Origin of the sequence: Bradyrhizobium sp. MOS002 (assembly GCF_003020115.1) — a bacterium.
In the GTDB taxonomy this organism is placed as follows: Bacteria; Pseudomonadota; Alphaproteobacteria; order Rhizobiales; family Xanthobacteraceae; genus Bradyrhizobium.
Genome location: NZ_PYFX01000007.1, coordinates 1 through 26,083, shown reverse-complemented (window position 1 = coordinate 26,083; position 26,083 = coordinate 1). Strand labels below are relative to the sequence as shown.

General features: G+C 64.8%; 26 protein-coding genes. 12 read left to right on the top strand and 14 right to left on the bottom strand.

Annotated features, from left to right (window positions below):
* Window positions 1-66 precede the first annotated feature (66 nt).
* Window positions 67-471 (bottom strand): flagellar basal body rod protein FlgB, encoded by a 405-nt coding sequence (flgB, locus tag C7G41_RS21455; RefSeq protein WP_106944402.1) that lies wholly within the window; start codon window positions 469-471, stop codon window positions 67-69.
* A 346-nt stretch (window positions 472-817) separates the two neighbouring features.
* On the opposite strand from flgB, the gene C7G41_RS21450 reads away from it, so the two are divergent.
* Both C7G41_RS21450 and fliP read left to right on the top strand, forming a co-directional pair.
* Window positions 818-1,789 carry a flagellar biosynthetic protein FliO gene (locus C7G41_RS21450; protein ID WP_106944401.1) on the top strand — a complete coding sequence of 324 codons (972 nt, stop codon included), beginning with the start codon at window positions 818-820 and terminating at the stop codon, window positions 1,787-1,789.
* A complete protein-coding gene (fliP, locus tag C7G41_RS21445; protein ID WP_106944400.1) occupies window positions 1,786-2,547 on the top strand; it encodes a flagellar type III secretion system pore protein FliP in 762 nt (253 codons plus the stop codon). Before C7G41_RS21450 ends, fliP begins: the two co-directional genes overlap by 4 nt.
* Window positions 2,548-2,817: 270 nt before the next feature.
* Here the strand turns inward: fliP and C7G41_RS21440 are convergent, their stop codons facing one another.
* From C7G41_RS21440 to fliL, 5 genes are all read right to left on the bottom strand, one after another.
* Complete coding sequence (locus tag C7G41_RS21440) at window positions 2,818-6,564, bottom strand: tetratricopeptide repeat protein (protein WP_199198516.1); 3,747 nt, start codon at window positions 6,562-6,564, stop codon at window positions 2,818-2,820.
* Window positions 6,565-6,666: 102 nt separating this feature from the next.
* Complete coding sequence (locus C7G41_RS21435) at window positions 6,667-7,425, bottom strand: MotE family protein (RefSeq protein ID WP_106944398.1); 759 nt, start codon at window positions 7,423-7,425, stop codon at window positions 6,667-6,669.
* A 9-nt stretch (window positions 7,426-7,434) separates the two neighbouring features.
* Window positions 7,435-7,881: a DUF6468 domain-containing protein gene (locus tag C7G41_RS21430; RefSeq protein WP_106944397.1), complete on the bottom strand. Its 447-nt coding sequence runs from the start codon at window positions 7,879-7,881 to the stop codon at window positions 7,435-7,437.
* Complete coding sequence (gene fliM, locus C7G41_RS21425; RefSeq protein WP_027567600.1) at window positions 7,878-9,080, bottom strand: flagellar motor switch protein FliM; 1,203 nt, start codon at window positions 9,078-9,080, stop codon at window positions 7,878-7,880. The genes C7G41_RS21430 and fliM overlap by 4 nt, the downstream gene beginning before the upstream one ends.
* A gap of 19 nt (window positions 9,081-9,099) precedes the next feature.
* Window positions 9,100-9,600: a flagellar basal body-associated protein FliL gene (fliL, locus tag C7G41_RS21420; protein ID WP_106944396.1), complete on the bottom strand. Its 501-nt coding sequence runs from the start codon at window positions 9,598-9,600 to the stop codon at window positions 9,100-9,102.
* Between the two features lie 379 nt (window positions 9,601-9,979).
* Here fliL and flgF point away from each other — a divergent pair, with 379 nt between their 5' ends.
* From flgF to flgH, 4 genes are read left to right on the top strand one after another with little or no spacing between them, the layout of a single operon-like run.
* A complete protein-coding gene (gene flgF, locus C7G41_RS21415; protein WP_106944395.1) occupies window positions 9,980-10,741 on the top strand; it encodes a flagellar basal-body rod protein FlgF in 762 nt (253 codons plus the stop codon).
* Window positions 10,742-10,757: 16 nt separating this feature from the next.
* On the top strand, window positions 10,758-11,546 hold the full coding sequence (gene flgG, locus C7G41_RS21410) for a flagellar basal-body rod protein FlgG (protein ID WP_007602131.1): 789 nt from the start codon (window positions 10,758-10,760) through the stop codon (window positions 11,544-11,546).
* A 10-nt stretch (window positions 11,547-11,556) separates the two neighbouring features.
* The gene (flgA, locus tag C7G41_RS21405) at window positions 11,557-12,696 is read left to right on the top strand and encodes a flagellar basal body P-ring formation chaperone FlgA (protein WP_199198515.1); all 1,140 of its coding nucleotides are present in this window, start codon (window positions 11,557-11,559) and stop codon (window positions 12,694-12,696) included.
* Window positions 12,697-12,699: 3 nt separating this feature from the next.
* Window positions 12,700-13,467 (top strand): flagellar basal body L-ring protein FlgH, encoded by a 768-nt coding sequence (gene flgH, locus C7G41_RS21400; RefSeq protein ID WP_106944394.1) that lies wholly within the window; start codon window positions 12,700-12,702, stop codon window positions 13,465-13,467.
* Window positions 13,468-13,763: 296 nt separating this feature from the next.
* Here the strand turns inward: flgH and C7G41_RS21390 are convergent, their stop codons facing one another.
* Window positions 13,764-14,543 (bottom strand): 2-keto-4-pentenoate hydratase, encoded by a 780-nt coding sequence (locus C7G41_RS21390; RefSeq protein ID WP_106944392.1) that lies wholly within the window; start codon window positions 14,541-14,543, stop codon window positions 13,764-13,766.
* Window positions 14,544-14,630: 87 nt separating this feature from the next.
* Window positions 14,631-15,659, bottom strand: a complete 1,029-nt coding sequence (locus tag C7G41_RS21385; protein WP_106944391.1) for an aldehyde reductase — start codon at window positions 15,657-15,659, stop codon at window positions 14,631-14,633.
* A gap of 95 nt (window positions 15,660-15,754) precedes the next feature.
* Here C7G41_RS21385 and C7G41_RS21380 point away from each other — a divergent pair, with 95 nt between their 5' ends.
* Entirely contained in the window at window positions 15,755-16,153 is a 399-nt protein-coding gene (locus C7G41_RS21380) for a helix-turn-helix domain-containing protein (protein ID WP_199198514.1), read from the top strand.
* A 284-nt stretch (window positions 16,154-16,437) separates the two neighbouring features.
* On the opposite strand, the gene dksA is transcribed toward C7G41_RS21380, so the two are convergent.
* Together dksA and C7G41_RS21370 are read right to left on the bottom strand one after the other, a co-directional pair.
* Complete coding sequence (dksA, locus tag C7G41_RS21375; RefSeq protein WP_008554760.1) at window positions 16,438-16,803, bottom strand: RNA polymerase-binding protein DksA; 366 nt, start codon at window positions 16,801-16,803, stop codon at window positions 16,438-16,440.
* Between the two features lie 215 nt (window positions 16,804-17,018).
* A complete protein-coding gene (locus C7G41_RS21370; protein ID WP_106944390.1) occupies window positions 17,019-17,630 on the bottom strand; it encodes an NAD(P)-dependent oxidoreductase in 612 nt (203 codons plus the stop codon).
* A 148-nt stretch (window positions 17,631-17,778) separates the two neighbouring features.
* On the opposite strand from C7G41_RS21370, the gene C7G41_RS21365 reads away from it, so the two are divergent.
* Entirely contained in the window at window positions 17,779-18,150 is a 372-nt protein-coding gene (locus C7G41_RS21365; RefSeq protein ID WP_106944389.1) for a helix-turn-helix domain-containing protein, read from the top strand.
* Window positions 18,151-18,154: 4 nt separating this feature from the next.
* On the opposite strand, the gene C7G41_RS21360 is transcribed toward C7G41_RS21365, so the two are convergent.
* Window positions 18,155-18,568 carry a flagellar assembly protein FliX gene (locus C7G41_RS21360; RefSeq protein WP_106944388.1) on the bottom strand — a complete coding sequence of 138 codons (414 nt, stop codon included), beginning with the start codon at window positions 18,566-18,568 and terminating at the stop codon, window positions 18,155-18,157.
* Window positions 18,569-18,838: 270 nt separating this feature from the next.
* Here C7G41_RS21360 and C7G41_RS21355 point away from each other — a divergent pair, with 270 nt between their 5' ends.
* The 4 genes from C7G41_RS21355 to C7G41_RS21340 all read left to right on the top strand — a co-directional run bounded on the left by C7G41_RS21355 (window position 18,839) and on the right by C7G41_RS21340 (window position 21,356).
* Entirely contained in the window at window positions 18,839-19,963 is a 1,125-nt protein-coding gene (locus tag C7G41_RS21355; protein ID WP_106944387.1) for a flagellar basal body P-ring protein FlgI, read from the top strand.
* On the top strand, window positions 19,963-20,328 hold the full coding sequence (gene flgJ, locus C7G41_RS21350; protein ID WP_199198513.1) for a flagellar assembly peptidoglycan hydrolase FlgJ: 366 nt from the start codon (window positions 19,963-19,965) through the stop codon (window positions 20,326-20,328). Before C7G41_RS21355 ends, flgJ begins: the two co-directional genes overlap by 1 nt.
* 11 nt (window positions 20,329-20,339) lie before the next feature.
* Window positions 20,340-20,837, top strand: a complete 498-nt coding sequence (locus C7G41_RS21345) for a hypothetical protein (RefSeq protein ID WP_106944385.1) — start codon at window positions 20,340-20,342, stop codon at window positions 20,835-20,837.
* Between the two features lie 159 nt (window positions 20,838-20,996).
* Entirely contained in the window at window positions 20,997-21,356 is a 360-nt protein-coding gene (locus tag C7G41_RS21340) for a hypothetical protein (protein ID WP_027518930.1), read from the top strand.
* Window positions 21,357-21,498: 142 nt separating this feature from the next.
* On the opposite strand, the gene flaF is transcribed toward C7G41_RS21340, so the two are convergent.
* The 3 genes from flaF to C7G41_RS21325 all read right to left on the bottom strand — a co-directional run.
* Entirely contained in the window at window positions 21,499-21,867 is a 369-nt protein-coding gene (gene flaF, locus C7G41_RS21335) for a flagellar biosynthesis regulator FlaF (RefSeq protein ID WP_106944384.1), read from the bottom strand.
* 291 nt (window positions 21,868-22,158) lie between these two features.
* Complete coding sequence (locus C7G41_RS21330) at window positions 22,159-24,450, bottom strand: DUF1522 domain-containing protein (RefSeq protein ID WP_106944383.1); 2,292 nt, start codon at window positions 24,448-24,450, stop codon at window positions 22,159-22,161.
* A 215-nt stretch (window positions 24,451-24,665) separates the two neighbouring features.
* Window positions 24,666-26,083: DUF1522 domain-containing protein (locus C7G41_RS21325; RefSeq protein WP_146159786.1), on the bottom strand; the 1,418-nt coding region annotated here is incomplete at its 5' end.

The window sequence follows — 26,083 nt, the reverse complement described above, 5'->3', positions numbered from 1 at the left end:
TCTCCAGCCCTCATTTTTGAGCATGATCTGGTCGGAAAACCGCTGCACACTTTTCCGGATCATGCTCTAGCCTTTGCCGATCGCGGTCTTGAGCAGGTGCAGGCTCTTCGAATAGAGCGAGGTCGCCGCCGCATAATCCATCTGGTTGCTGGCGGCCTTCATCATCTCCTCTTCGAGATTGACGGCGTTGCCCGCGGGGCGGGTCTCAAAACCCGCATTCTTGTTCTGGTCGAATCCGGAGGCCGCGCCTGACGGCCCCATGTGGGAACCGCTGGTGCGGGTAAGCGTCAAGGGGCCCATCGAACCCGTGACGGCCCCGCTCTTGTCCAGCTTCGGCTCGACCAGGTCGCGCGGCCGGAATTTGGGCGTGTCGGAATTGGAGACGTTCTCGGACAGGACGCGCTGGCGCTCCTGGTGCCATTGCATCTTGGTGCGAAGCGCCGATAGCACCGGAAGATCGTTGATGGACATCGTTGCGGCTCCTTCCGCCTCTCGGACCAGGTCCGAAGCTAGGCAGAATTTGCCGCCTGTATGGTTAACAGCTGGTTAAGGAGGTTGCAGGCAGTTGTCCCTCGCCGGGACACGAATGCGCGCCCCGTGATTCTACGCCTCCAAAAGCGGCATTAACCCAACCGCTTGGCGGCGCGTGCACAGGCCAAGAAGTCGTTTTGGATCGAGCGATTCATAGGTTATTAAGAGTTGGGGACGGCAAAACTTGCCGTGGGACGTTAAGAAATCGCAGTTTGGGGCAACGTAAGCCGGTGGTTGGCGCATCTGACCACGGGCCCGAGACAAGCGCCATTTGTCGGGGACAAGTATGCAAGGCAGCCCTATCACCTTCATCGTCGCGTTCATCGTCGTTCTGGCGTTGATCGGCGTCGCTGCATGGCTGGTTCGCCGATTCGCCACCAGCCGGCTCGGCGCCAACACCCAGCGCGGCCGGATGCCCCGGCTCGCCGTGATCGATGCCGCCGCGGTCGACGGCCGCCGCCGTCTGGTGCTGGTCCGGCGCGACAACGTCGAGCATCTTCTGATGATCGGCGGCCCCACCGACATCGTCGTCGAACCCAACATCGTGCGCGCAGCGCCCGGCCGCGACCAGCTCCCGCAGCGTTCCAATGCCGCCGAGCCGCAGCGTCTTGCGCCGATGCATGATACCAGCAGCTGGGCCGACGAAGCATCGCGGCCCGAGCTGCTCGATCATCCCGAGCCGCAAATGCCCGAGCCGCCATCACGGCCCGCGCGCCCCTCCTTCGCCGACGAAGTGCGCCGGCCGGCTCCCGCGCTGGCCGAACGCCGCAACGAGCCGCCACTGGCCGGCTTCACCTCCGAGCCGATCGCGCCGCGCCCCGAGCGTGAGCTGCGTCCCGAACCTATTCCGCCGCGCGTTGCGCGCAACGAACCCCCTCTGATGCCGCGTCCGCCCCGCCAGAGCGAGCCGGTGAAGGCGCCTCCGGTGCGCGCCGAGCGCGTCGCCGCGCCACCTCCGCCTGTGCCGCAGGCTCCGCCCGTTCCGCCGCCGGCGCCCGCTCCTGCGGCGCCATCGAGCGCCGAGCAGAATCTCGCCGAGATGGCGCAGCGGCTCGAAGCAGCGCTGCGCCGCCCCGGCGGCGAGACGCTGGCCCCTCCGGTCGCCCCGGAGCCCCCGGCTGCTCCCCCGCGTGTGGCCCGCAGCGAGCCGCCGGCGCCACCGGCCCCTGCCGCAAAGCCGGCTCCGGAGAAGACCAGCTTTGAAAATCTCGAAGACGAGATGGCCTCGTTGCTCGGCCGTCCGAAGCCGTCTTCGTGAGGCTGCCGGCCCTCCCGCGTAGAGTTTTTCTTCTTTCTGTCCTGATCGGCGCGGTTTTGCTCGCGATGCCTGCGCATGCGCAGGACATCAGCATCAATCTCGGCGGCGGAGGCGCTGGCGGTGGCGGTGTCACCGAGCGCGCGATCCAGCTGATCGCGCTGCTCACGGTGCTGTCGATCGCGCCGTCGATCCTGATCATGATGACGTCGTTCACGCGCATCGTGGTCGTGCTGTCGCTGCTGCGCACCGCAATGGGCACCGCGACCGCCCCGCCGAACTCGGTGATCATCGCGCTGGCGATGTTCCTCACCTTCTTCGTGATGGGACCCGTCCTGCAAAAATCCTACGACGAGGGCATCCGTCCGCTGGTCGCCAATCAGCTCGGCGTCGAGGACGCGCTTCAGCGCGCCTCCGTCCCCCTGCGCGGCTTCATGCAGAAGAATGTGCGCGAGAAGGACCTCAAGCTGTTCCTGGATCTCTCCGGCGAGCCGCCGCCCGCCACTCCCGACGAGCTCGGCTTACGCATCCTCGTTCCCGCCTTCATGATCTCGGAGCTGAAGCGGGCCTTCGAGATCGGCTTTCTGCTGTTCCTCCCCTTCCTGATCATCGACCTCGTCGTCGCGTCCGTGCTGATGTCGATGGGCATGATGATGCTGCCACCGGCAACAATCTCGCTGCCCTTCAAGCTGATCTTCTTCGTGCTGGTTGACGGCTGGTCGCTGGTGGCGGGAAGCCTGGTGCAGAGTTACGGGGGTTAGCGGGCGCGCGCTCAGGGTCGAATTGCGAAGCCGGCCTTGCATCCCTCCCGCACTCGACTTGACCCCGCTATCTCCCCGTCATTGCGAGGAGCGCTTGCGACGAAGCAATCCAGGCTGCCGCCGCGGGCAGACTCTGGATTGCTTCGCTGCGCTCGCAATGACGGAGAATGGGGAAGTTCGGCTTCGGCTTGCTCACATCAACACTCTCCCATCAAGATGCGCAGGTTGCGCCTCGCGCGGGCGTGTGGAGAGGCGAGAGTAGCGGCAATCCTACCGCGTCATCTTGATCTGCCGCACCACGGGGATCGTGGGCAGCGAGCCGGTGTGGTCGGACTGGTCCTTGGCTTGCGGCGAGGCCGGCGCCCGGGCGGTGGCGTCGGGGAAGCGCTGCTTCATCTCGCGGAGGAAGCCGTCGAGCGTGTCGACGCTGGCAGCCAGCTTGGCGATGTCGGCAAATTCGGCGCTGGAGGCGCCCGCCGGTTTGCTGGCGATGTCGAAGGCGAGTCGATCGGCGCTCTCGCTCATCAGCGGCGCATATTTCTCGCGGAAGCGCGACATGCCGATCGAGTCGTCGGCGAGCGCATAACCGACGGCGGCGCGGATGATGTCGCTTTTCTCCACCGTGTTGAGCGGCTTGAAGTCGCGGAAGCGCTCGCCGTAATAAAGCTCGATCTGCTCGGCGGATTCACGCCAGCGCCGCGCTGCCCAGAAGATGTCGGAGCGCAGCCGCAGCACCTCGCGCCCTGTAACGTTGGAGACGATGTCGAGCGCGAGGTCGTGGCGGCCGACGTCGCTCTGCGCACGGGCCTCCAGCAACAGGCGTTGCTGCCTGAGCTCGCCCGAGAGGTCGCTGATCCGGCTCGCGCGCAACGCCGTGATCGCCATGTCGGGTCTGCGGTTGGCGAGATAGATCATGGAGAGGCGCGCGGCGACCTGTGCACGCGCCGCGCCTTCGAGGCGGTGGTCGACCTGGTATTGCAGGAGCTCGGCGGCCTGGTCGAGCAGATCGATCGAGGCGAGACGGTCGGAGAGGCGTCGGATCAGTTCGTCGCCGCGGCGGCCGATCGGCGTCAGCTCGCGGAACTCGTAGAACATCCCGAGCGCTTCGATCGGCGGCAGTTCGTCGCCCTTAGGTCCCAGGAAGATCTGCGTGAACAGGTCGGAGGCGAGGTCCTGCGCCTGGCGCGAGGCGTCCGCATTCGGCTGCAGCTTTGTCGCGGTACGTGCCGCGGTCAGCGCGTCCCGGTAGCGCCCGTTCTCGGCAAACATCTGCGACAGCATCTGGAGCGTCTTGACCTCGATCGAGTCGCCGCGCCAGGTCATCGAGAGCGTTTCGAGCTCGCGCAACGCGTCTTCCTTGCTGATCTCGTCGCGCTTCTGCCGCAGCGCGACCTCGAGCTGCTTGGCCTCGGCCGCAGCCGGCCGGTCGGACGAGCCGACCGCGAACTTGTAGTCGTCGAGCGCATCCTTGTCGTGGCCAAGCGCCTCAGCGAGCCGGCCGCGCAGCACGGCAAAGCCGGGCGCGGCCTCGGGCGAGACGCCGACCACCTCGAGCTCGCTGCGGCGCTTGGAGGCGCCGGCATAGTCCTTCACCTCGAGAGAAGCGCGCATCGCCTCCATCGTCACGATGCGCTGGATGTCGAGCGGCAGCGAGGCGATGGCGAATTCGACGTTCTTGAACTTCTCGCGCGCGTCGGCCCATTTGCCCTGGCGCGCATAGGCGAGCGCCTTCCATAGCTGAGAATCGTGGCTGTTGCCGATCACGGGGTTGGCGAGGTCTTTCAGGCCCTGCACCGGCCGGCCGATCAGGATGCTCGCGATCGCATGCATGATCAGCGCACCGCTCTCCTCCTTGTTGAGGGGATCGGCCAGCATCAATTCGGTGACGGCCTTGGCCTCATGATACATCGCGCGCGACATGTAGAATTGCGCGAGGTCGAGCCGCGGCAGCGAACGCATCGCCGGTTCGACGTTGGAGATCGCCGTGATCAGCTCGTTCTGGCGCGCTATGAAATTTTCCGACTGGCCTTTGCGCCAGCCTTCGGGACTGAAGACCGGCCGCACTGCGGTCGGCGCGCGCTCGGCCGAGATGTCGACGGGCGACAGCGTCAGCCCACCCTTCTTGCCGAGGATGACCTTGTCGGCCCCGACCTCGACGCCGACCTCGTCGGAATTCGGCCGGATCGCGATGCCATGCGCGGATTCCAGCAGCGCGAGATCAACGAGGTCCTGCCGCTTGATGAAGCCGCGCACCGGCCGCTGCGCGGTGACGACATAGAGCGTGTCGCCGGCATCGGGATCGGTGAGCTTGTGCAGGAGCCCCGGATTGGCGAAGGGGATCGCGATGTTGGCGAGCGCTGGATCGGTGATGTTGCGCGAGATCATCAGCGGCAGCGGCGTCGCCTGAATCTTGTCGGCGAGGGTCAAGAGCCAGTTGGTCTCCTTGCCGACCTCCTCGCTCGTCAACGAATAGACCAGCGGCCGGGTGAGACGGATGCGCACCGCCTGTCCCTTCTCGAGCGGAACGCGGCCGACTTCTCCGATCATCGCACCGCCCTTGGTGCGGATCGCCTCGACGTCGATCGGCTTCGTCGTATCGAACACCAGCCAGACGGTGTCGCCACGGCGAAACGCCGCCGCAGGCGTTGCGACCTGAAGCGGGAAGGTCACGCGCAGGCCGTCGCTGTCGCGGCGGACATCGACGCTGGCACCAGTCGACTGCGGCGCGGCGGGCACTTCTACCGGCGCGGCCTTGACGGCTTCCTTTACCGGCTCCTTCGCAGCTTCCTTCACGACCTCTTGAGGCGCTTCGGCCATGACCGGCTTGGCAGGCGCGACCGCAATTTCTGCAACTGGCGCGACAGTCTTTGCAACTTCCTTTGGCGCTTCCTTGGGTGCTTGCGCAGCGTGCGCGGCTTCGGACGCAGGAGCCGGCAGCGATTTCGGCGCTTCAGCGGGCGGCATGGCGGCGGGCGCTTCCGGCTTCACCTCGGGCTTGACGTCGATCCTGGCTTCGCGCGCGATCGTCTCGGACGTCGGCGGCGCGATCTCGCGATGCGCGTCCTTCGGCTTCTCGGCCGCCGGCTTTTCGGGCGCAGGCGCCGGTCCATGAGCGGCGGGCTTGGCCTGCGCGATCGCCGCCTCGGCCGAATTGGCCATCTTGCCCTTGTCCGGCTGGAAGGAGATGTCGACGACGTAGTTCTTCTCGTCGCGGAACGAATGCACGTCGGAATCGCCGATCAGCGCGATCTCGACACTGGTCTGGTCGATGTCGGCCTTCTGCTTGATCGAGGCGACGTTCGGCGGCGCTGCGACGACCGCGTCCGCCAGATCGAAATTGAGGTTGGCGTTGAAGGCGAGCGTGAGCTTCTGCTCGTTGAGCACGGAGGACACACCGACGCCGTCGGGCATCTCGAACACGAAGCGGACGAAGGTCGGCTGCACCGAGGCGCGCACGCGGATCTGCGGACGCTTCTTGCTCTCAGCCGCGGCGCGCTGGGCCCGCAACGCGCGTTCGGCGACGCGCGCGCGCTCGGCGAGCTCCTTGACCACGTCCATCGGCAGGCTCGGCGGCGGCCCCTTCCAACCCTCCGGCAGGAGGTCGATGAAGGTTCGTTCGCCGGCATTCATGGTGTTGACGGTGACGCGCCGCGCCAGCGACAGGCGGATGGCGCCGCCGTCGGGATCGCGGCGGGCGGAGTTGACGTAGTCGGGCGCGCCTTCCGGGACGCGGTCGACGGGAACATCGACCGCCCGGTCGAAGCGGATGACGAGAATGGAGCCGGCCGTCGTCACCTCGGAGGGGACGTCCTCCCCGAGCTTGATCACGAGACGGGCAAAGCCGCCGCTGGCCGAGAAAGTCGCCTCGCCCCGGATAGCATCAGCCGCCCGGACAGGCGCCGTGAAGCCGATCAGCAGGCCGGCTGCCAGCAGCGGCGCCGCGCGGACATGACGCGACAGCCTCCGCGCTAGGGCGCGGGCTCGCGACACAAATCCAGCGGCAGCCTCTCGCGCCATTGGCGGCATTTCTTCCGGTTCGACAGTCCACGCCGGCATTGCTGCCGGCCCCTGCCCCAGACTGTAGATTTTGGCAATTAAGGACTTCTTAAGTATGAGCCCTCAATTCGGCTTTTGCGTCGGCTTGCCGTCGATCTTGGGCAGTTCGCCGGCCGAGGCGGACTGATCGCCGCCGCCATTGGCCCGGCGGGCCATCTCGACCGTCAGCCGCTCGGCGGCCTCCGGGGACATCAATCCCATGATGTCCGACATTTTTCGCGGCGCGATCTGCGAGGCGATCTCGATCAGCACTCCCATCTCGAGCCGGTCAAAGACCCGCGCGGCGTCCTTGGGCTTCATGCCCTCATACATGGTCACGAGGCCCTTCATGCGCTGGGCTTCGGCGGCCTTTTGCTCGGCCTGCGTCGCGGAGATACGGGTTTCTACCGCCTTCATCTCCTCGACCTTGTTTTCGATGCGCTTCTCGGCGGATTTCAACAGGCTCTCGCGGATGTCGATCTCGCGCTGACGGGCCTCGATCTCCTGGCGGCGCGACTGCAGGCGTTCCAGGATCGCGCGCTCCGAGGCGGAGATCTGCGGTTGGGCCTCCTCCTTGACCGCGGCGCCTTCAGACTTGGTGTCGGGCGCGGCCGGCTTCGGCGCCTCCTTCGGCGCGCCATGGGTCGAGCCCGTGATATCGGGATCCTCGCGGTTGGCCGGGAAGTTCAGATTCTCCTGCGCCCAGGACTTCTTGGCCGGGCTCGGCTTGTAGTCGAAGACATAGCCGCCATTGATCACAAGACCCGTGACCTTCAGCGTGGCGAGGCCAGCGACGGCAACCAGCACGATCGGAATGACGCGGATGTTGCGAAAAGACTTCATACCCTGACTTTATGCGGCAAGACCGTTGGATCGTCGGCGTTCGGAGAAGGCTTCGGCCGCAGCCGCCACGGCCTTCGCCGACGAGGGCTTGGCTGCGGGCGCGGCGACCATTTCCGGGTTCGTCACGGGACGCGCCGCGATTGCGATCTTGGACAGGCGCCGCACCACGTTGTCGGCTTCGCCGAGCTGCTTGTAGAGCTGCTCGGACATCTGGGTCGCCGACGCAAGCTGGCTGCCGAGGTTCTCGTTGACGTCCCGCACGGCGAGCTTCAGTCCGCCGATCGCGCGCTCGGCGATCTCGGTTGCGGTGATCAGCTCGCCGATGACCGCCTTCAGCGAATGCTCATCCGCCTTCAACCGCGTCAGTCGCTTGTTGAGCGTGACGCAGTAGACGATGGTCAGCATCAGCAGGATAGCCACCAGCGTCTCGATCGCCATTCCTAGGGAGTGGTTCATGGGGCCTCCATCATCTTGTTCTGCTCGTCGACCTTTTCGAACATGGCAAGTGTCGTACTTGGCTTGCGCAAGGGTTTCGTCACCCGGATCGCGACGCGGTCGCCGACCCGGCCCATGCGTCCTTCGGTGATGGTGACGTCGCCGCAGCGAACGGTGACGTTGGCATCCGCGCGCATGTCCAGCGGCAGCGTGTCGCCGACCTTCAGCCGCATCAGCTGCTTGAGCGGAATGTCGGCTTCGTAGAGCACGGCGTCGACGGAGATCTCGGCCTGGACGATCTCTGTGGCGAAATGGCCTTCCCAGATCTGGTCGCGGCCGAACTTTTCGCCCATGAACATCTGGAGCAGGACGCCCCGGATCGGCTCGATGGTCGCGTAGGGCAGCAAGAGCTCGATGTTGCCGCCGCGGTCTTCCATGTCGATGCGCAGGCGCACCAGGATCGCGGCGTTGGCAGGACGGCTGATCGCGGCGAAGCGCGGGTTGGTCTCGAGCCGATCGATGGTGAAGGTCACCGGCGACAGCGGCCGGAACGCCTGTTCGGCATCGGCCATGACGACCTCGACCAGCCGCTTGACCAATTCGGTCTCGATCGTGGTGTAGGGCCGGCCCTCGATGCGGAGCTGGCTCGAGCCGCGGCGGCCGCCGAGCAGCACGTCGATCATCGAGTAGATCAGGCTGGAATCAACTACGGCCATGCCGAAATTGTCCCACTCTTCGGCCTTGAAGACGGTGAGGACGGCGGGCAGCGGGATCGAGTTCATGTAGTCGCCGAAGCGCACCGAGGTGATGCGGTCGAGCGAGACTTCGACGTTGTCGGAGGTAAAATTGCGTAAGGAGGTCGTCAGCAACCGCACCAGGCGGTCGAAGACGATTTCGAGCATCGGCAGACGCTCGTAGGAGACCATCGCCGAATCGATGATGGCGCGAATGCCTGAATGGTCGTCGAGCGTGACGTCGCCGACCGCGAAGCCGAGGAGATTGTCGATCTCCTCCTGCGACAGCACCCGTTCGCCGGAATTCTTGCCGGCGCCGAGATCGCGGCTGCCATCCTCGACCATGGCCGCCCATTGCAGGGCCATGGTCTCGGATAGTTCGTTTTCGGCAGCAGCCTTCGCGGCCTCGGCGGGATCCTCGGAATCGAGCGAGGCCTCCCATTGGGCGGCAATTGCATCCTGGTCTGGTTGGTCGGTGCCTGCCATGATCCCTAGCCCGTCATGCTCACTGGATCACGACTTCCTTGAACAGCACCGCGCTGACCTGGACCGGAGCGACCGCCGCGTTGACTCGCTTGGTCAGCTCTTCCTTGAGGCGGAAGATGCCGGCGGAACCGTTGAGGTCGGAGGAGCGCAGCTCGCGCGCATAGGTCTGGAAGATGTCGGTGATGCGCGGCATCGTCGGCTTGATCGCCTCGACCTGCTTCTCTTCCTTCAGCTCCAGCACGATCTTGAGCTTCAGATATTGCACGCGCTCGCCCGGCGCGCCGGCGAGGTTGACCATGATGTCGGGAACCTCGACGAAAGACGGCGGCTTCGGCGGAGGCGCCGCCTCGGCGTGATGCTCGTCGTCGCCGTGACGGAAAAAGAAGAACCAGGTCGCGGCGCCGCCACCGAGAACGGCGAGCAGGCCCACCGCCATGATCATCAGCTTGAACTTGTTCTTGGGCGGAGCGGCTTCCGCGCCCTCAGCGGCTGCGCCGCCTTCCGCTTCATTCTCTGCCATGATCGCCGCGCTCGCTCATCTCTCAAAGGGGTCGAAAGAGCGAAGCTCCTGGCAGACAATGACGCGATACAAATGCCCCAGCGCAGTGCTCCTCTTACCCGCAAACGCTACGGTAATAATGGTTAACGGAACCTTTCGATTGATCCTTCGCTAGGAAAAATCTGCCGGGCAAACATGGCTAACAGACCCTTTCTGCCGCCTCCCCGCGCCCTCGAAAAATAGACAAGATATTGAAATTACATAATTTTTCGGCTTGGCACGAGTTTCGCTGAGAAAGGACCGAGACCCAAGGTTTGGGAGAACCCGAGGTCTCGTTCACGGGATCGGCCAATGCGCTTGGGAGAGCGGGCTGGCAGATCTCACTCAGGGGAGATTTCCGATGCAGAACGCGCTTCTGATCGGCTTGTCACGACAGGTGACGTTGGAACGGCAGATGGATGTCATCGCCAACAACGTCGCCAACGCCAACACCAACGGCTTCAAGGCCGACCATTCGCTGTTCGAGGAGTACCTCAACTCGAACGCGCGTGAGGATAATTTCGTCGCCTCCGACCGCCGGGTCTCCTATGTGCAGGACCGCGGCACCTTCCGCGACGTCGGCCAGGGCCCGATGGAGCCGACCAAGAATCCGCTCGACATAGCGATCAGCGGCAACGCCTATTTCGCGGTTCAGGCCAATGGCGCCGAGCGCTACACCCGCGACGGCAAATTCTCGCTCAACAGCACCGGCCAGCTCGTCACCTCCGACGGCAACCTCGTGCTGGGCACCGGCGGCCCGATCACCTTCCAGCCGACCGACCACGACATCAACGTCGCGCCGGACGGCACCGTCACGGTGCTCGAGGGCACGGCCAAGAACGACTCGATCCGCGGCAAGATCCGCATGGCCTCGTTCGACGATCCGGCCAAGCTGACCAAGCTCGGCGCCAACCTTTACAACATCGGCTCCGCGGTCCCGCAGGCCGACACCAAGTCGACCGTGCAGCAGGGCTATGTCGAGAAGTCGAACGTGAACTCGGTCGGTGAGATGAGCCGCATGGTCGAAGTCATGCGCAGCTACACCGCCATCGCAAACCTGCTCCAGCAGCAGAGTGACATGCACAAGTCGGCGATCGAGAAGCTCGCCGACGTTCCGGCCTGATTGAGGGAGAACTGACATGCAGGCGCTTCACACCGCAGCAACCGGAATGGCGGCACAGGAACTCAACGTTCAGGTGATCTCCAACAACATCGCGAACCTGCGCACCACCGGCTTCAAGAAGCAGACCGCGGCGTTCCAGGACCTGATCTACGAACACGTCCGCCGCGTCGGCGCCCAGTCGTCCGACCAGGGCACTATCCTGCCGGTCGGCGTCGACATCGGCGGCGGCGTCAAGACCGTCGGCACGCCGCGCAGCATGACCCAGGGCACGCTGTCGCAGACCGGCAACGACCTCGACATGGCCATCACCGGCGAAGGCTTTTTCAAGATCCTGATGCCCGACGGCAGCTACCAGTACACCCGCGACGGCACCTTCCAGATGGACAATCAGGGGCGCATCGTCACTGCGCAGGGCAACCCGGTGCAACCGACGATCACGATCCCGAACAACGCCTCGGGCCTCACCATCAACGTGCAGGGCCAGGTCTCGGTGACGCTGCCGGGTTCGTCGACCTCGGCCGTCCAGGGCCAGATCGGCTTGACCCGATTCATCAACAAGGCGGGCCTCCAGCCGGTCGGCAACAATCAGTTCACCGAGACGCCCTCCTCCGGCCCGCCGCAGGACGGTACCGCTAGCTCCGAGGGTTTCGGCAACATCACCCAGAGCAGCCTCGAGCAGGCCAATGTCGACGTCGTTTCGGAAATGAGCGACCTGATCGCCGCCCAGCGCGCCTACGAGATGAACGCCAAGGTGATCAGCGCCGCCGACCAGATGATGCAGTCGACCACGGCGCTGTTCCGCTGAGGTGATGACGATGATCCGCACCACCCTCGCCACGATCTCCGCTCTCCTCGTGCTGGCGCTGCCCGCACGGGCCGCCGACGATTTCATCGCGACGCCGACGCTGCGCGCGAGCATCACCGTGACCTCGGACGTGGTGCGGGTCGGCGATCTCATCGACAATGCCGGCTCGGCCGCGCTGATCCCGCTCTACCGCTCGCCCGATCTCGGCACCACCGGTGCGCTGCCGGTCGCCCAGCTGCTGGCGGTGTTGCGCGCGAAGCAGGTGATCGGCGTGATGACCGGCGACATCAAGGAGGTCCAGGTCACCCGTCTCGCCCGCACGCTGGCGAACAAGGACCTCGAAACCGCGGTCGCCTCGGCGCTCGAGCGCCGCTTCGGGCTCGGCGATGCAGCCAACATCACCGTCACCTTCGACCGCGGCATTGCCGACATGCGGTTGGATGCCTCCAATACCGGCGTGCTGCAGCCGGTCGCAACCCGCTACGACGCCCGCAGCGGCCGTTTCGACATCGCCTTCGAGATCAATAGCGACAACAATCCGGCCCCGACCAAGCTGCGTTTCACCGGCAACGCGATCGAGACGGTGGAAGTGGCCGTGCTGACGCGCGACATCGACCGCGTCGATCTCCTGAAGGCCTCCGACGTCGCCATGGAGCGCCGGCCGAAGGCCGAGGTGACCGGTGAGGCCGCCTCGCGTGATCGCACGCTCGGCATGCAACTCCGCCGGCCGATGCGGGCGGGGACGCCGATCCGCGTCGCCGACATCGTCAAGCCCGACTTCGTGCAGCGCGACCAGAACGTCACCGTCATCTACCAGGTCCCCGGAATCTACCTCACCACGCGCGGCAAGGCGATCGAGAGCGGCGCCGAGGGCGACACCATCAGCGTGCTCAACCTGCAGACCAAGCGCACGCTGAGCGGCGTCGTCACCGGCCGCGGCCAGGTGACGGTCCAGGGCGCTAGCCAGGCCGCGCCGATGCCGGCCGCGGTCGAACAGACCTCGTCGCTCAAGCGTGACGAGGCGCCCGCGCCCGTCGATACCGCAGCCCTCGTTCGGAACCTGGTCCAGGCCCCGGCATCCCCGGCCCAGATCGCACAAGCCCAGATCCCGCAAGTTCGCGGCTCGCAAGCTCCAGCCAAGTCAGAGTAAGTCATGTCCACGTTCAGTTCGGCTTTTCGTCTCCGTCGCATCGCGATCTCTGCCCTGCTGCTGGCGACTTGCGCGCTGGCGAGCGGCTGCTCCTCGATCGACCGCTTGTCGCAGATCGGCGAGCAGCCGAAATTGTCGGCGATCGATAATCCGACGACGCAGCCCGGTTACAAGCCGGTGCAGATGCCGATGCCGAAGCCCGAGGTTGCCTCCTACAATCCGAACTCGCTGTGGCGCAGCGGCAGCCGCGCCTTCTTCAAGGACCAGCGCGCCCATCAGGTCGGCGACATCCTGACGGTGGCCGTGAACATCACCGACAAGGCCAATATCGAAAACGACACCCAGCGCAGCCGCACCAACAAGGAAGATTCCGGAATCACCGACTTCATCGGCGCCAAGACATTGGGCGCCCAAGCGCAGAAGGTGTTGCCCGGCCGCATCCTCACCGCCGACTCGACCGCGTCCAGCGAGGGCAAAGGAAGCGTGGACCGCAAGGAAGCGTTGCAGACCAACGTCGCGGCGGTCGTCACCCAGGTCCTGCCCAACGGCAACCTCGTGGTCGAAGGCAAGCAGGAGATTCGCGTCAACTACGAAATCCGCGAGCTCATCGTCGCCGGCATCGTCCGCCCCGAAGACATCCAGAGCGACAACACCATCGATTCCACCAAGATCGCGCAGGCCCGCATCGCATATGGCGGCCGCGGCCAGATCATGGACGTGCAGCAACCGCGCTATGGCCAGCAAGTCATGGACGTGCTGTTGCCCTTCTAGCCTTCTCCCGAGCTCCCACATCGTGTTCGCGAACCTAGGCGCGGACGACGATGTACGACGCGGCCCTCGCTAGCTCCCCTGGCGAGGGCCGCATGTATTTTGCGGCGGCTGCATGCAGCACGTCAGGGCCGCGCAATTGTGGCGACGCCGCTGCCCCCTATCCGCCCTCTCAACTGTCATCGTCCGCGAAGGCGGACGATCCAGTACTCCGAGACATACGTGGTTACATCGATGCGGCGCGGCGTACTGGATTCCCCGCCTTCGCGGGGAATGACGACGTAGTGCCCGCAGCGCCCTCACGTAAACTCCGCCTCCACCACGCCCAGCCCGTCCAGCTCCATCCGCACCTTGTCGCCGGCTTTCAGCCACAGCGTCTTCACCAGGCTCCCGGTGAGAACGAGCTGTCCCGCGTGAAGACCCTTACCCTCGGCGGCGAGATGGTTGGCGAGCCAGGCGAGTGCGTTGTGGGGATGGCCGAGGACGTCGGCGCCGCTACCGTGGCTGACCTCTTCGCCGTTGACGATGGCGCGGCCTTTGATGGCCTTCAGGTCCGGCACCGACGAGCGCGGCACGACCTCACCCAGCACGCAGCCGGCGGCGAAGAAATCGTCGGCGATCAACGTCGGCGCGCCCATCGTCTCCCACTTCACATAGCGGTCGTCGACGATCTCGATCGCGGGATGATAGGCCTCGACGGCTTCGCCGACCCATTCGGCCGTGAACGGCGCCTCGCCGGCCGCAAGGTCTCGCTTCAGCCTCACCGCGATCTCGCATTCGACGCCGACCCGGACGTAGTCGGCAGCCGCGAGCCGCACGCCGCTGTCGTGCACGCCCTTCTGGAACACGCCGCCGCCGCAAGGATGTGGAATGCCGATGTAATCCTGCATCACCTGGCTGGTGCAGCCGATCTTGTAGCCGACCAGCGGGCCGACATGCGGCAGCAGCAGATCGTGCAGCGCGCGCTGGACCTCGTAACCCTCGGCCTCGTCGGCTGGGGGAACTTCGAGCGCCGTGAGCGGCGCATGGTTGCGGCGCGCGAGCGCGATCGCCTTTGCGGCTCGGAGAATTTTATCCATCGGCGCCGCCTCCCACGCTACGCGATTGTGCGGGTCAGTGGAGCATCCCCGTCCGAGCCTGACAAGCGCAGGCGGCGCGCAGCGGCCTCAGCCCTTGACCAGGCTGAGCCGGATCAGGCTTTCGGCCGTCGCAAGGATTGCTTCGTCGTTGGAGCGGGGCTGCCAGCCGAGTAGCGACCTCGCCTTGACGCTGGTGGAATGCCTGACCTTTCCGAGCATCGGCACGACGGCGCGCAACAGCGGAATCCGGTTCGCGGCCAGCCGCACCAGCCAGTCCGGAGCCTGGAGCCGCGGAACCCGGCGTGCGGCCGACCCGAGTTCCCGCCGCAGCACCCTGGCGATGTCGAGGATCGACATCGCCGCACCGGAGACCGCGATGAAGCGCTCGCCGTTGGCCTCGGGTGCCGTCATCACGCGCAGGTGCAACTCGGCCACGTCGCGCACGTCCACCACGCCGAAATAGACCCGCGGCACCGCCGGCATGGCGCCCTCGAGCAGCGATTTGACGATTTCGATCGAGCCGGAGAAGTCAGACCCCAGCACGGGGCCGAAAATGCCGGCGGGGTTGACGACCGACAATTCGAGCCCGCCGCCCTCCCGCGCGACAAAGTCCCAGGCCGCCCGCTCGGCCAGTGTCTTGGACTTGACGTAGGCCTGCACGTCGGCGCCGTCGAGATTGGTCCAGTCGGACTCGTCGAACGGCTTGTCGCGCGGCGGATGGCCGTAGCCGATTGCACCCAGCGACGAAGTGATGACAACGCGCCTGACACCGGCCTCGCGCGCGGCACGCAGCACTCGCAGCGTGCCGTCGCGGGCCGGGACGATCATCTCGTTTTCGTCCGTGGGCGCGCTGGTCGACAAAGGCGAAGCGACATGCAGCACGTAGTCGCAGCGCGCAACCGCCTCGCGCCAGCCCTCGTCTGCCGTGAGGTCCGCGGTGAAGAAGGACAGGCTGTCGGGCGAAGCCGCCCCGCCCTCGCGCAGCATCGCCCGCACCTCAGGTTCCCGGTCCGGCCGGCGCACCGTCGTCCGCACCTCATGGCCGGCGGCCAGAAGTTGCAGGACGACATGGATGCCGACGAAGCCGGATCCGCCGGTGACAAGAACGGTGCTCATTGCCAAATTCCCCTTTGCTCGGGACCGGCGAGTTGGTTCCGCGCAGGCCCTGCCCAGGGCCGCATCTGGTCACTATCTGCTGCCGGACAAGTAGAATGAATTTCGAGACCGGTATGGAAAACCTGACCAGCGTTTGCGACGGCGACTGCGATTGCAGCCCCGACCCCACCCTGCTCGCCGACTTCAAGCGGACCATCCATGCCCTCGGCGGCAAATGGAAACTGGAGATCCTGTTCGCGCTGATGAACGGCGCGGTTCGTTTCGGCGCCTTGCGGCGATCGATCGGCGGCATCACCCAGCACATGCTGACTACGCAGCTGCGCGAGCTCGAACAGGACGGGCTGGTGTCGCGCACCGTCTTCGCGGAAAAGCCGCTGCGGGTCGAGTACGGGCTGACGGACGCAGCCTACGGCCTGCTGCCGGCGTTTAAGGAAATATTGAGCTGGTCCAGGCTTTATGGGGATGCGCGCCTTGTAGCGTCGCATCAGGCCTGATTGCAGCAATGCGTGAAGCTGCTGGATCAGCGCCTCAGCATTCGACTCGATGTCCTTGATGCGACTCGCAAAACTTCCCGCACCTGAAGTGAAGGCTGTTTCTCATCCGAACTCACGTGAGCTCGGAGGAGTTGAGTCTAGCCCATTGATCGCGATTCACTTTTCGCGATTGCGCTCGCGCGCCGAAGCGCGCGGCTGCAAGCGACAGGCAAAATGCTGATCACGGCGCGAAAAGGCACGCCTTGCGTCAAAAAACAAAGAGCCGCATCGCTGCGGCTCGGACTCTATTCGTCGCGATAGACCTTCTCGCGTTTCTCGTGGCGCTCCTGCGCCTCCACCGAAAGCGTCGCGATGGGACGGGCCTCGAGCCGCTTCAAGGAGATCGGCTCGCCGGTGTCCTCGCAATAGCCGTAGGTGTTGTCCTCGATACGCTGGAGCGCGGCGTCGATCTTGGCGATCAACTTGCGCTGGCGGTCGCGGGCACGGAGTTCGATGGCGCGGTCGGTTTCGGACGATGCCCGATCGGCGAGATCGGGGTGGTTCACGTTCTCCTCCTGCAGGGCTTGCAGGGTGAGCTTGGACTCTTTGAGGATCTCATCCTTCCAGGCGAGCAGCTTCAAGCGGAAGTACTCCTTCTGCCTGTCGTTCATGAAAGGCTCTTTTTCGGTCGGTCGGTAGTTTTTCAACTTTTCCAAGGGCGGCCTATCTGTCTAAGCAACGACTCGTACACGGAACGGGGTCCGCTGAGCGGGGCGTTATATAGCGGCCTCCTGTGACAGACAATGTTTCCCTGATCGCCCGATCGGCGCCCCCAAGCCCTTGCACAGGAAGGTTTATCCTGGAGGGCCCGGGAACGGCCGACGGCCTAGTAGCCGACCGTGAAACGCCGCCTCTCATGGGCCGGCCGCTCGATCTCGTCGGCGAGCGCGATGGCGTAATCCGCGAAGCTGATCCAGCTCTTCCCGTTCGCATCAGCGAGAAGCTGATCGGTCCCAAGCCGGAACTTGCCGGTGCGCTCCCCCTCGATGAACAGGGCCGACGGCGAGATGAAGGTCCAGTTCAGCTCGTTTTCCTGCCGCAGCAGGTCGAGAAAGGCCGAACCCGCCTCCGCCTCAGCCTTGTACTGAGCCGGAAAACCGGGAGTTGTCACCAGTTTGACGCCCGGAGCGACCTCCAGACTGCCGGCCCCGCCGACGACGAGGTAACGACCGACCCTGGAGTCCTTGGCCGCACCGATCAGCTTGAGCGCATCGCTGGCCAGGAAGTGCACGGAACTCACGGCGACTTCGTGCCCAGCCCACAGCTTGGCAAGGCCTGATTGGTCGAGGACATCCCCCTTGGTGGGGGTGACGTTCGGCAGGACCGCGATCTTCTCGGGGTTGCGGGCGATGGCCGTGACCGCGTGACCGCGGCGGGACAGTTCCTTGGTGATCTCCGACCCGGCCCGGCCCGACGCACCGGCAACTGCGATTTTCATGGAAGGCTCCTTTGCTTTTTTGGTAACTACCGGTAACTAGATATCGTAATGAGTGCTGGTGTTAAGAGAGCACTTTGTGCTTACCTGATTACACAGGAGTAACCGGCGGCGCCGGCACATGAGCGGAATGGATCGTGAGGACCCGACGATGAAGCCAGACGTCTATGCAGCAAACTGCTCCACGCGACAGATCCTCGACCGCATCGGCGACAAATGGGCGGTGCTGATCCTGCTGCTGCTGCGCGAGGAGCCGATGCGCTTCAATCAATTGCGCCGCACGATCGAAGGCATTTCGCAGAAGATGCTGAGCCAGGTTCTCAAGTCGCTGGAGCGCGACGGATTGATCAAGCGCCACGCCATCGCGACCGTGCCCGTGACCGTGGAATACTCGATCACGCAGCTCGGCGTGACGCTCGCCGCCGCCGTCGATCCCCTGCGCGATTGGGCCGAGCAGAATCTGAAGGACGTGCTCGCCGCCCAGCGCCGCTACGACGCGCAGTTGAAGGATGAAGCGGCGTAAGACGCTACGCCTGCCCGGCCTTGGCGAGCTCGACCTCGACGCGCAGCTCGATCTCGGACAGCACCGAATCCAGACCGGGATCGCCGGAGGACGATTTGAGGTTCGCCGCAGCGTCGCGCAGCCGCATCACGGTCGAGGTGTCGAGCTTGCCGGACAGAAGTCCCATCTTGAGATCGTCGAGCACGTCGAGCGCAGTCTTTCCGCGCACGACCGAGCGCTTGCGACGCTCGACCGGATCCTCCTCGATGCCTTGCAGCGCGAGCAGCCCGTCGATGTTGGCGGCGGCCTTCGGTGCGGCGGCGCCCCGCGTCTCCGGCGCCGACGAGGTGTCGGGCAGCACGAAGCTTCCAGAGCTCGTCCGCCTGGCCTGGCTGGCCGGCGTTCCAAGCGTGGTGCCGTTCGGTCCGTAGATGCGCATCGGAAGCAATCCGGGTGATCGATGCGCCACATTCGCCGTTTTATGGTTAACGGCCCGTAAACAGCCCGGCAAAATCTGCCGAGAGGCGGCAGTTTCGCTCCTCAGGGACAACACAGGCTGAGGTCGCTCGAAACAGATTTATTCAACCTATTCAGCTACCTACCCCCGCTGCCCCGAGTTGGCACAGCGCTCGCAAGGACAGCGTCGGACCAGCTCGTCATGGGAGTGTCGTGATGGTCCTTCGATTTGAGGAGCCTCGGGGAGCAGAGGATGCCAAGCGTTCGTTGGGTGAGACTTGTGGGGGTGGCCTGCGCCGCGCTGTCAGCGCTGGTGTTCTCGGTCAATTCTGCAAGCGCGACATCGCGCATCAAGGATCTCGCCAACATCGAAGGCGTGCGGCAGAACCAGCTCATCGGCTACGGCCTCGTCGTCGGCCTCAACGGCACTGGCGATACCCTCAACAACATCCCCTTCACCAAGCAGTCGCTGCAAGCGATGCTCGAGCGCATGGGCGTCAACATCCGCGGCGCCACCATCCGCACCGGCAACGTCGCCGCCGTGATGGTGACAGGCAATCTGCCGGCCTTCGCCACCCAGGGCACGCGCATGGACGTCACCGTCTCCGCGCTCGGCGACGCCAAGAATCTCCAGGGCGGCACCCTGCTCGTCACCCCCCTCCTCGGCGCCGACGGCAATGTCTATTCGGTCGCACAAGGCTCGCTCGCGATCTCCGGCTTCCAGGCCGAGGGCGAGGCGGCGAAAATCGTGCGTGGCGTGCCGACCGTCGGACGCATCGTCAACGGTGCCATCATCGAGCGCGAGATCGAGTTCGCGCTCAATCGCCTCCCGAACGTCCGCCTTGCGCTGCGCAATGCCGACTTCACCACGGCCAAGCGGATCGCCGCCGCAATCAACGACTATCTCGGCGTCAAGACCGCCGAGCCGATCGACCCGTCGACCGTGCAGCTTGCAATCCCGCCGGAGTTCAAAGGTAACGTCGTCGCCTTTCTCACCGAGATCGAGCAGCTCCAGGTCGATCCGGATCTCGCCGCCAAGATCATCATCGACGAACGCAGCGGCATCATCGTGATGGGCCGCGACGTCCGCGTCGCCACCGTTGCGGTCGCACAGGGCAACCTCACCGTCACGATCTCCGAGAGCCCGCAGGTCAGCCAGCCCAACCCGCTGTCGCGGGGCCGGACCGTGGTCGCGCCGCGCAGCAGCGTCAGTGTCACCGAGGACGGCAAGAAGTTCGCCGTCGTCAAGGACGGCGTCTCGCTTCAGCAGCTCGTCGACGGCCTCAACGGCCTTGGCATCGGCCCGCGCGATCTCATCAGCATCCTGCAGGCGATCAAGGCCGCCGGTGCGATCGAAGCCGACATCGAGGTGATGTGATGCAGACCGGCATGGTCAACACCGCACGGCTCGCCAGCTCCGCCTTCTCGGTGGAGAGCCGCAACGGCCGGCCGGACTTCGATCTCGCCGCGGCCCTGCAGAAGGTCCCGCCGAAGCAGCAGGCCAAGGCGCAGAAGATCGCCACCGACTTCGAGGCGATGTTCCTCAACAGCATGTTCTCGCAGATGACCTCCGGTCTGAAGGGCGAAGGCCCGTTCGGCGACACCCGCGGCACCGGCGTGTGGCGCTCGATGCTGACCGAGCAATATTCCAAGAACTTCGCCAACGCCGGCGGCGTCGGCATCGCCACCGACGTCTATCGCACCCTGATCATGCAGCAGGCAAAAACGATCCGCACGGCATAAGGTCAAACGAGATGAACCACTTCAACGCCTCGCGTCAGCCGGTGCAAGCGCAGCGCCCGAACACCGCACCCGGCAGCGCCGAGGCGCGCAAGATCGCCGAGCAGTTGATGGATGCGATGAGTGCCCTGCTCGGCCTGATCGAGCGCGAGACCGAGCTCGTTCGCGCCGGCCAGGTCCGCGAGGCGATGACCCTCGAGAGCACGAAGCAGGAGCTGTCGCGAAACTACGTCGGCGCCGTCACCCAGTTGAAGGCGAACCAGGCCCAGCTCGCCAAATCCGCGCCCGAGCTGCTCTCGACGCTGCATCGACACCACGATGCATTCCGCGCGATGCTCCAGGTCAACCTCACCGTGCTCGCAACCGCTCACGCCGTCTCGGAGAGCGTCGTGCGCGGCGTCAACACCGAGATCCAGAAGCGCAACGTGCCGAACACCTACACGGCCGCGGGACGACGCGCCACGCCGGGCCCGCGCCACATCACGCCGCTCGCGGTCAGCCGCTCGCTCTGAGCGCACGCAACAACAAACGACAATTTTACGAAAAACCGCGCGGCAACATCGTCGCGCGGTTAGGCACGTTTCCTTACCGGATGTTCAATCCCGGTGTTCCATGGTTGCGTATTGAGAGGGGTTGGGATTTGACTCACGTGAGGCAACCAGGAGGCTGCCATGAGTACAGATTTCAGCATCAGGCCGGTGGGGATACCGGTCGCCGTGCAGATCGTAACGACGTCGAATGCGGCGGCGAACGAGGCCGTGCAAACCGATCTGCCCGTGAGCCAGACAGTGGCCGCTGGCGACGCGAGCGCGCCTGCACGTAATGATTTGCGAAGCAACGAGAACGTCTCACGCCAGGTCGTGTTCGACCAGGCAGCGGCGTCGTTCGTCTTCCAGGTCGTCAACGACAGGACCGACGCGGTGGTCAACCAGTTCCCCGACGAAGCAATGCTGCGCCGGCGGGCCTATTTCCATGCGCAGGATTTGAAATCCGAGCCCTCGCGTCCGGCCAGCACCGACCGCAGCGCCTGACAATCAGGCGTCGAGCGTCGCAACGGCAATATCGAGATCGCTCGAACCGGTCGCGGGACCGGGGACGACGTTGTCGATCTGCACTTGCCGCTATCCGTCAAATTGAACTTGGTGTTGCCGAAGCGGAACGAGCCGCGCTCGATCACGGACGGCCGGACAGACCAGCAGCGATATTGCGGTTGATCTCGATCAGCGGACGGAAGTGATCGAACTGCGGGCTCATCTGCAGCGCGGCGGTCTGGCTCAGCACGAACACGCTGATGTTGGCGATCTTCTGCCGGACGTCGATCGGCTGCGGATTGTTCTCGCGCATGGCCTCGCTCAGGAAAATCGTCCAAAGCTTGCGATTGAACATCAGGGCCTGCGTGGTCTGCTCGCTGAACGGATCGGCGTTGTTGATCGCATCCTGAAGCTTGTTCGCTGCCTTGAGCAGGGTCTGCGCTTCGATGTCGCGAGGAGATGCGGTGGTCGTTGCAACACGCGCGTAGGCCGAGGCAGCGGAATTCGACATCAATCACACCCTGGAGGTTACCTAGCCCGTTGAACGCGCTTAAGGATTTCTTTCCCGACCCTAGGCAGCACCGCTTAAGATTTGCTTACATGTGTGCTTGGAAGCACTCCGGATTATTACGGGTCTCGGAGTTCTTCGTCATCGTAAAGCTAGACGCGCATGTGCACGCTGTAAACACGTCACGCGTGGTGCGCGTCGATCTCAGCTAATCCTGCCTTAGCGATCTCCGTAAAATGAACGGCGGAGCGTTAGCCCCGCCGCGAAATCGATGAGCGATCTTTCGCCGCGAAATTAGCGGAGCAGCTGCAGCACGCTCTGTTGCGACTGGTTGGCCAGCGACAGCGCGGACACCGCGATCGACTGGCGGGTCGACAGCGCCTGGCTGTTGGCCGCTTCCTCGTTGGTGTCGGCGAGCGTCAGGTTGGACGAGCCGGTCTGCAGAACGTTGATCAGGTTCTTGGAGAAGTCCTGACGCACCTGCACGATCGACAGATTCGAACCGAGCGACGAACCCTCGGAGCGCAGCGTGCTCGAGGCCGCATTCAGGCTGGCCAGCACCTTGTTGGTGGCACCGTTGTCGATGAAGTCCGTGCCGGGAACGAGATTGCTGAGACCGAGGCCGGCCGCGTTGAACACGACGCCGTTGATGCCGAGCGTCGAGCTGCCGTTCTCGTTGAAGACCAGCTTCAGCGTGTCGCCGTTGAGCAGGTTGACGCCGTTGAAGGACGAGTCCTGCGAGGTCGTGTCGATCTGCGCCAGGATGTTGTTGAACTGACTGACCAGGCCGGAGCGCGCGGTCTGCGCGACCGGATCCTGAATCGGGGGCTGCGCGGTGGTAAAGGCCAGCACGCCGGTGAGCGTACCGCCGACCGTACCGCCGGCGGCAGTCGAGCCGAGGGTCGAGGATGCGTACTCGTTGACGGTGGTGACCGTCAGCACGCCGTTGGCGTCGATCGTCGCCGTCAGGTGGTTGGCTTGAAGCTGCACATTGAGCTGGTCGAGCGTCTTGACGGTGCCGTTGGTGCCGTCGCCGAAGGTGACGTTCACCGGCGTGCCGCCGTTGAAGGAGGTGAAGGTCAGCGTCTTGCCGGCGACGCCACCAACACCGGAGTTGCGCGCCGCGGCGAAAGCGGTCGCCGTTCCCGTATTGCCGCTGAGACCGAACGCGTTGAGCGCATTGCCGGTACCGGTGATCGACAAATCGGCGTTGATGCCGGTGGAGAGCGCAAGCTGACCGCTGCTGTTGACCGACGAGGGGATCTGGCCCGCGGTGGTCGACAGCGTCGCCGCGCCGTTGAAGATGCTGGCGGTCTTGACGCCCGTGGCGAGGTCGATCGAGTTGAGCAGATCGGTGAGCGTCGCGCTCTGGATGTAGACGGTCGAATTGCCGTTACCGTCGGTGACGATGTTGCCGTTGACGCCGCCGGAGGTCACGCTGATCGCCGACTGGGGCGTCTGGGCGTTTTTGAAGGTGATGGTGTGGCCGTCGATGTTCAGCGTCGAGCCGTCTTGAACGAGAGAGCCGAGCGAGCCCGCGGTGGTCGATCGGGCCGCGGTGATGTTGGCATTGCCTGCGCCGGTCGCCGGGGTCAGACCGAGCTTGTTGAGGAAGTCGGCCTTGCCCGTCACGTTGAGATCGGCACCGGTCGAGCTCTTCAGCGTAACCGCGCCGCCGCCCGAGATGGACGATGCCACCTGCAGCGTTCCGATCGGACCGGCCGAGCCGCTGACACTGATGGTTGCGGCGCCTGCGCTGATGGCCGCGGTCTTGACGCCACTGGCGAGGTCGATCGCGCTGAGGACGTCGTTGACGGTCGCGCCGGGCGCTGCCGCCGTTCCCTCGTAGACAATCGAATTGCCGTTACCGTCGGTGGCGATGTGTCCGCTGGGGTTGAGGCCCCAGCCGGTCGGTTGCGTGCTCGGGGCGACGCCGGTGCGGAAGGTGATGGTCTTGCCGTTGACCGTGATGGTGTCGCCGTCCGCGGGCGCCGCGGCGAAGGTGGTGGATGCCGTGGTGCCGAGCAGCGTGGCGGTACCGGACAGTGCGGTGGTGCCGTCGGCGGCGAGCGCTGCTGTGCCGGTAAAGGCGCCGGCGGTTGAGCCCAGCGAGGCGCCGAGCGCTGCGGTTCCCGTGACCGGGGTCACGCCACCGGGTGCGCCGGTATAGAGCACGTTGCTGTTGGCGGTCGCGCTCGCATAGGAGGTGGTGCCGCGCAGGTCGGCGGGCGTCGCACCGGGGATCGTGGTGGAGACGTTCGACTTGGTGGAATAGCCGACCGTGGTCTGCAGCGCCTGGTTGGCGATCGACTTGGCACTGTCGATCAGCTTCTGCAGCGAGGTGATGCCGGTGTTGGCGGCCTGCAGCACCTGCACACCGTTGTTGATGCCATCCAGCAGGTTGCTGATGTCGCTCGCCCGATTGTCCAACCCCTGGGCCGTGAAGAAGTTGGTGGGATTGTCGAGCGCCGTGTTGACCTTCTTACCGGTCGACAGCCGCTCCTGCGTCGTGGCCAGCAAGTCGGCCGTCGACTGCAGCGACAACAGGTTCTGGCGAACGGACGCCGAGAGAACGATGTTGGACATTGGCGAGTCTTCCTCTTGAACCAGGTACGAATCGGCCGCGCGGTCTTGGAAGCGGGCTTTTGTCCAGTCTTAGAGGCTGTCCTTTAAAGTATGGTTAACGCCGGTTTAAGGGATAGGGTTAATGGCCGGTGAACGTCCCTGCCAGCCTCCGGACGCAAAAAAGCGGCGGGGCAAATGGCCCCGCCGCTCCGATTTTATTTAGCGATACCAGCTACTTAGCGGAGAAGCTGGAGCACACTCTGCTGCGAGGTGTTCGCCAGCGACAGCGCGGAGACCGCGATCGACTGGCGGGTCGACAGAGCCTGGCTGTTGGCCGCTTCGACGTTGGTGTCGGACAGGGTCAGGTTGGACGAACCGGTCTGCAGCACGTTGATCAGGTTCTTGTTGAAGTCCTGACGCACCTGCACCACCGAGAGGTTCGAGCCGAGCGCTGAGGCTTCCGAGCGCAGCGTGCTCGATGCGGCGTTCAGATTGGTCAGCACGCGGTTGGACGCGGCGTTGTCGATGAAGTCGACACCGACGGTCAAGGCCGCGAGGCCGAGACCCTTAGAGTTGTAGGTCACGCCGGTGATGTTGAGGCTCGACTTGCCGGTCTCGTCGAACACCAGCTTGAGCTGATCGCCGTTCAGCAGGTTGACGCCGTTGAACGAGGAGTCCTGCGAGGTCGTGTCGATCTGGTTCAGGATGTTGTTGTACTGAGACACCAGATTCGCACGGGCCGTCTGTGCAACCGCATCCTGAACGGGGCTGGAAGCCGTCGAGAACGTCAGCGCCGACGTGAGCGAGCCACCGATGCCGCCGCCTGCGACGGTCGAACCGATCGTCGAGGACGCGTAGTCGTTGGACGCCGTGATGGTCAACCGGCCGTTGGCGTCGATCGTGGCAGCCAGATTGTTGGCCAGAAGCGCCGTGTTGAGCTGATCGAGCGTCTTGACCGTGCCGTTGGTGCCGTCGCCGAAGGTGACATTGACCGCCGTGCCGCCGTTGAACGCGGAGAAGGTCAAGGTCTTGCCGGCAATGCCGCCGACCCCGGAGGTGCGCGCCGCGGTGAATGCCGACGCGCTGCCGGTGTTGCCGGCAAGACCGAACACGTTCAGTGCATTGCCGCTGCCCGTGATCGTCAGATCGGCATTGATGCCGGTCGAGAGCTTCAGCTGACCGGACGTATTGATCGTCGAGTTCGACTGGCCTGTGGCGGTCGCAAGCGTCGCGGTGCCGTTGGCGTTGATCGTCGCGGTCTGCACGCCGGTGGCAAGGTCGATCGCCTTGAGCACGTCGTTGACCGTGCCGGCCTGCAGATAGACGGTCGAGTTGCCGTTGCCGTCGGTGAGGATGTTACCGCTGGCACCGAAGCCGCTCGGAACGCTCGGAGCACCGGTCGAACCCGGGATCGGCGCGTTCTTGAAGGTGATGGTGTGACCATCGACGTTCAGCGACGAACCGTCCGTGATGGTCGCCCCCAGCGAGGCCGAGCTCGTGGTCCGTGCGACGTTGACGGTGGCGTTGCCTGCACCGGTAGACGTCGTCAGGCCAAGAGCCTTCAGCAGGTCGGCCTTGCCGGTAACGCTGAGATCCGCACCCGTCGAGCTCTTCAGCGTGACTGCGCCGCCGACGGCGGTCGAGACGGCAGCAC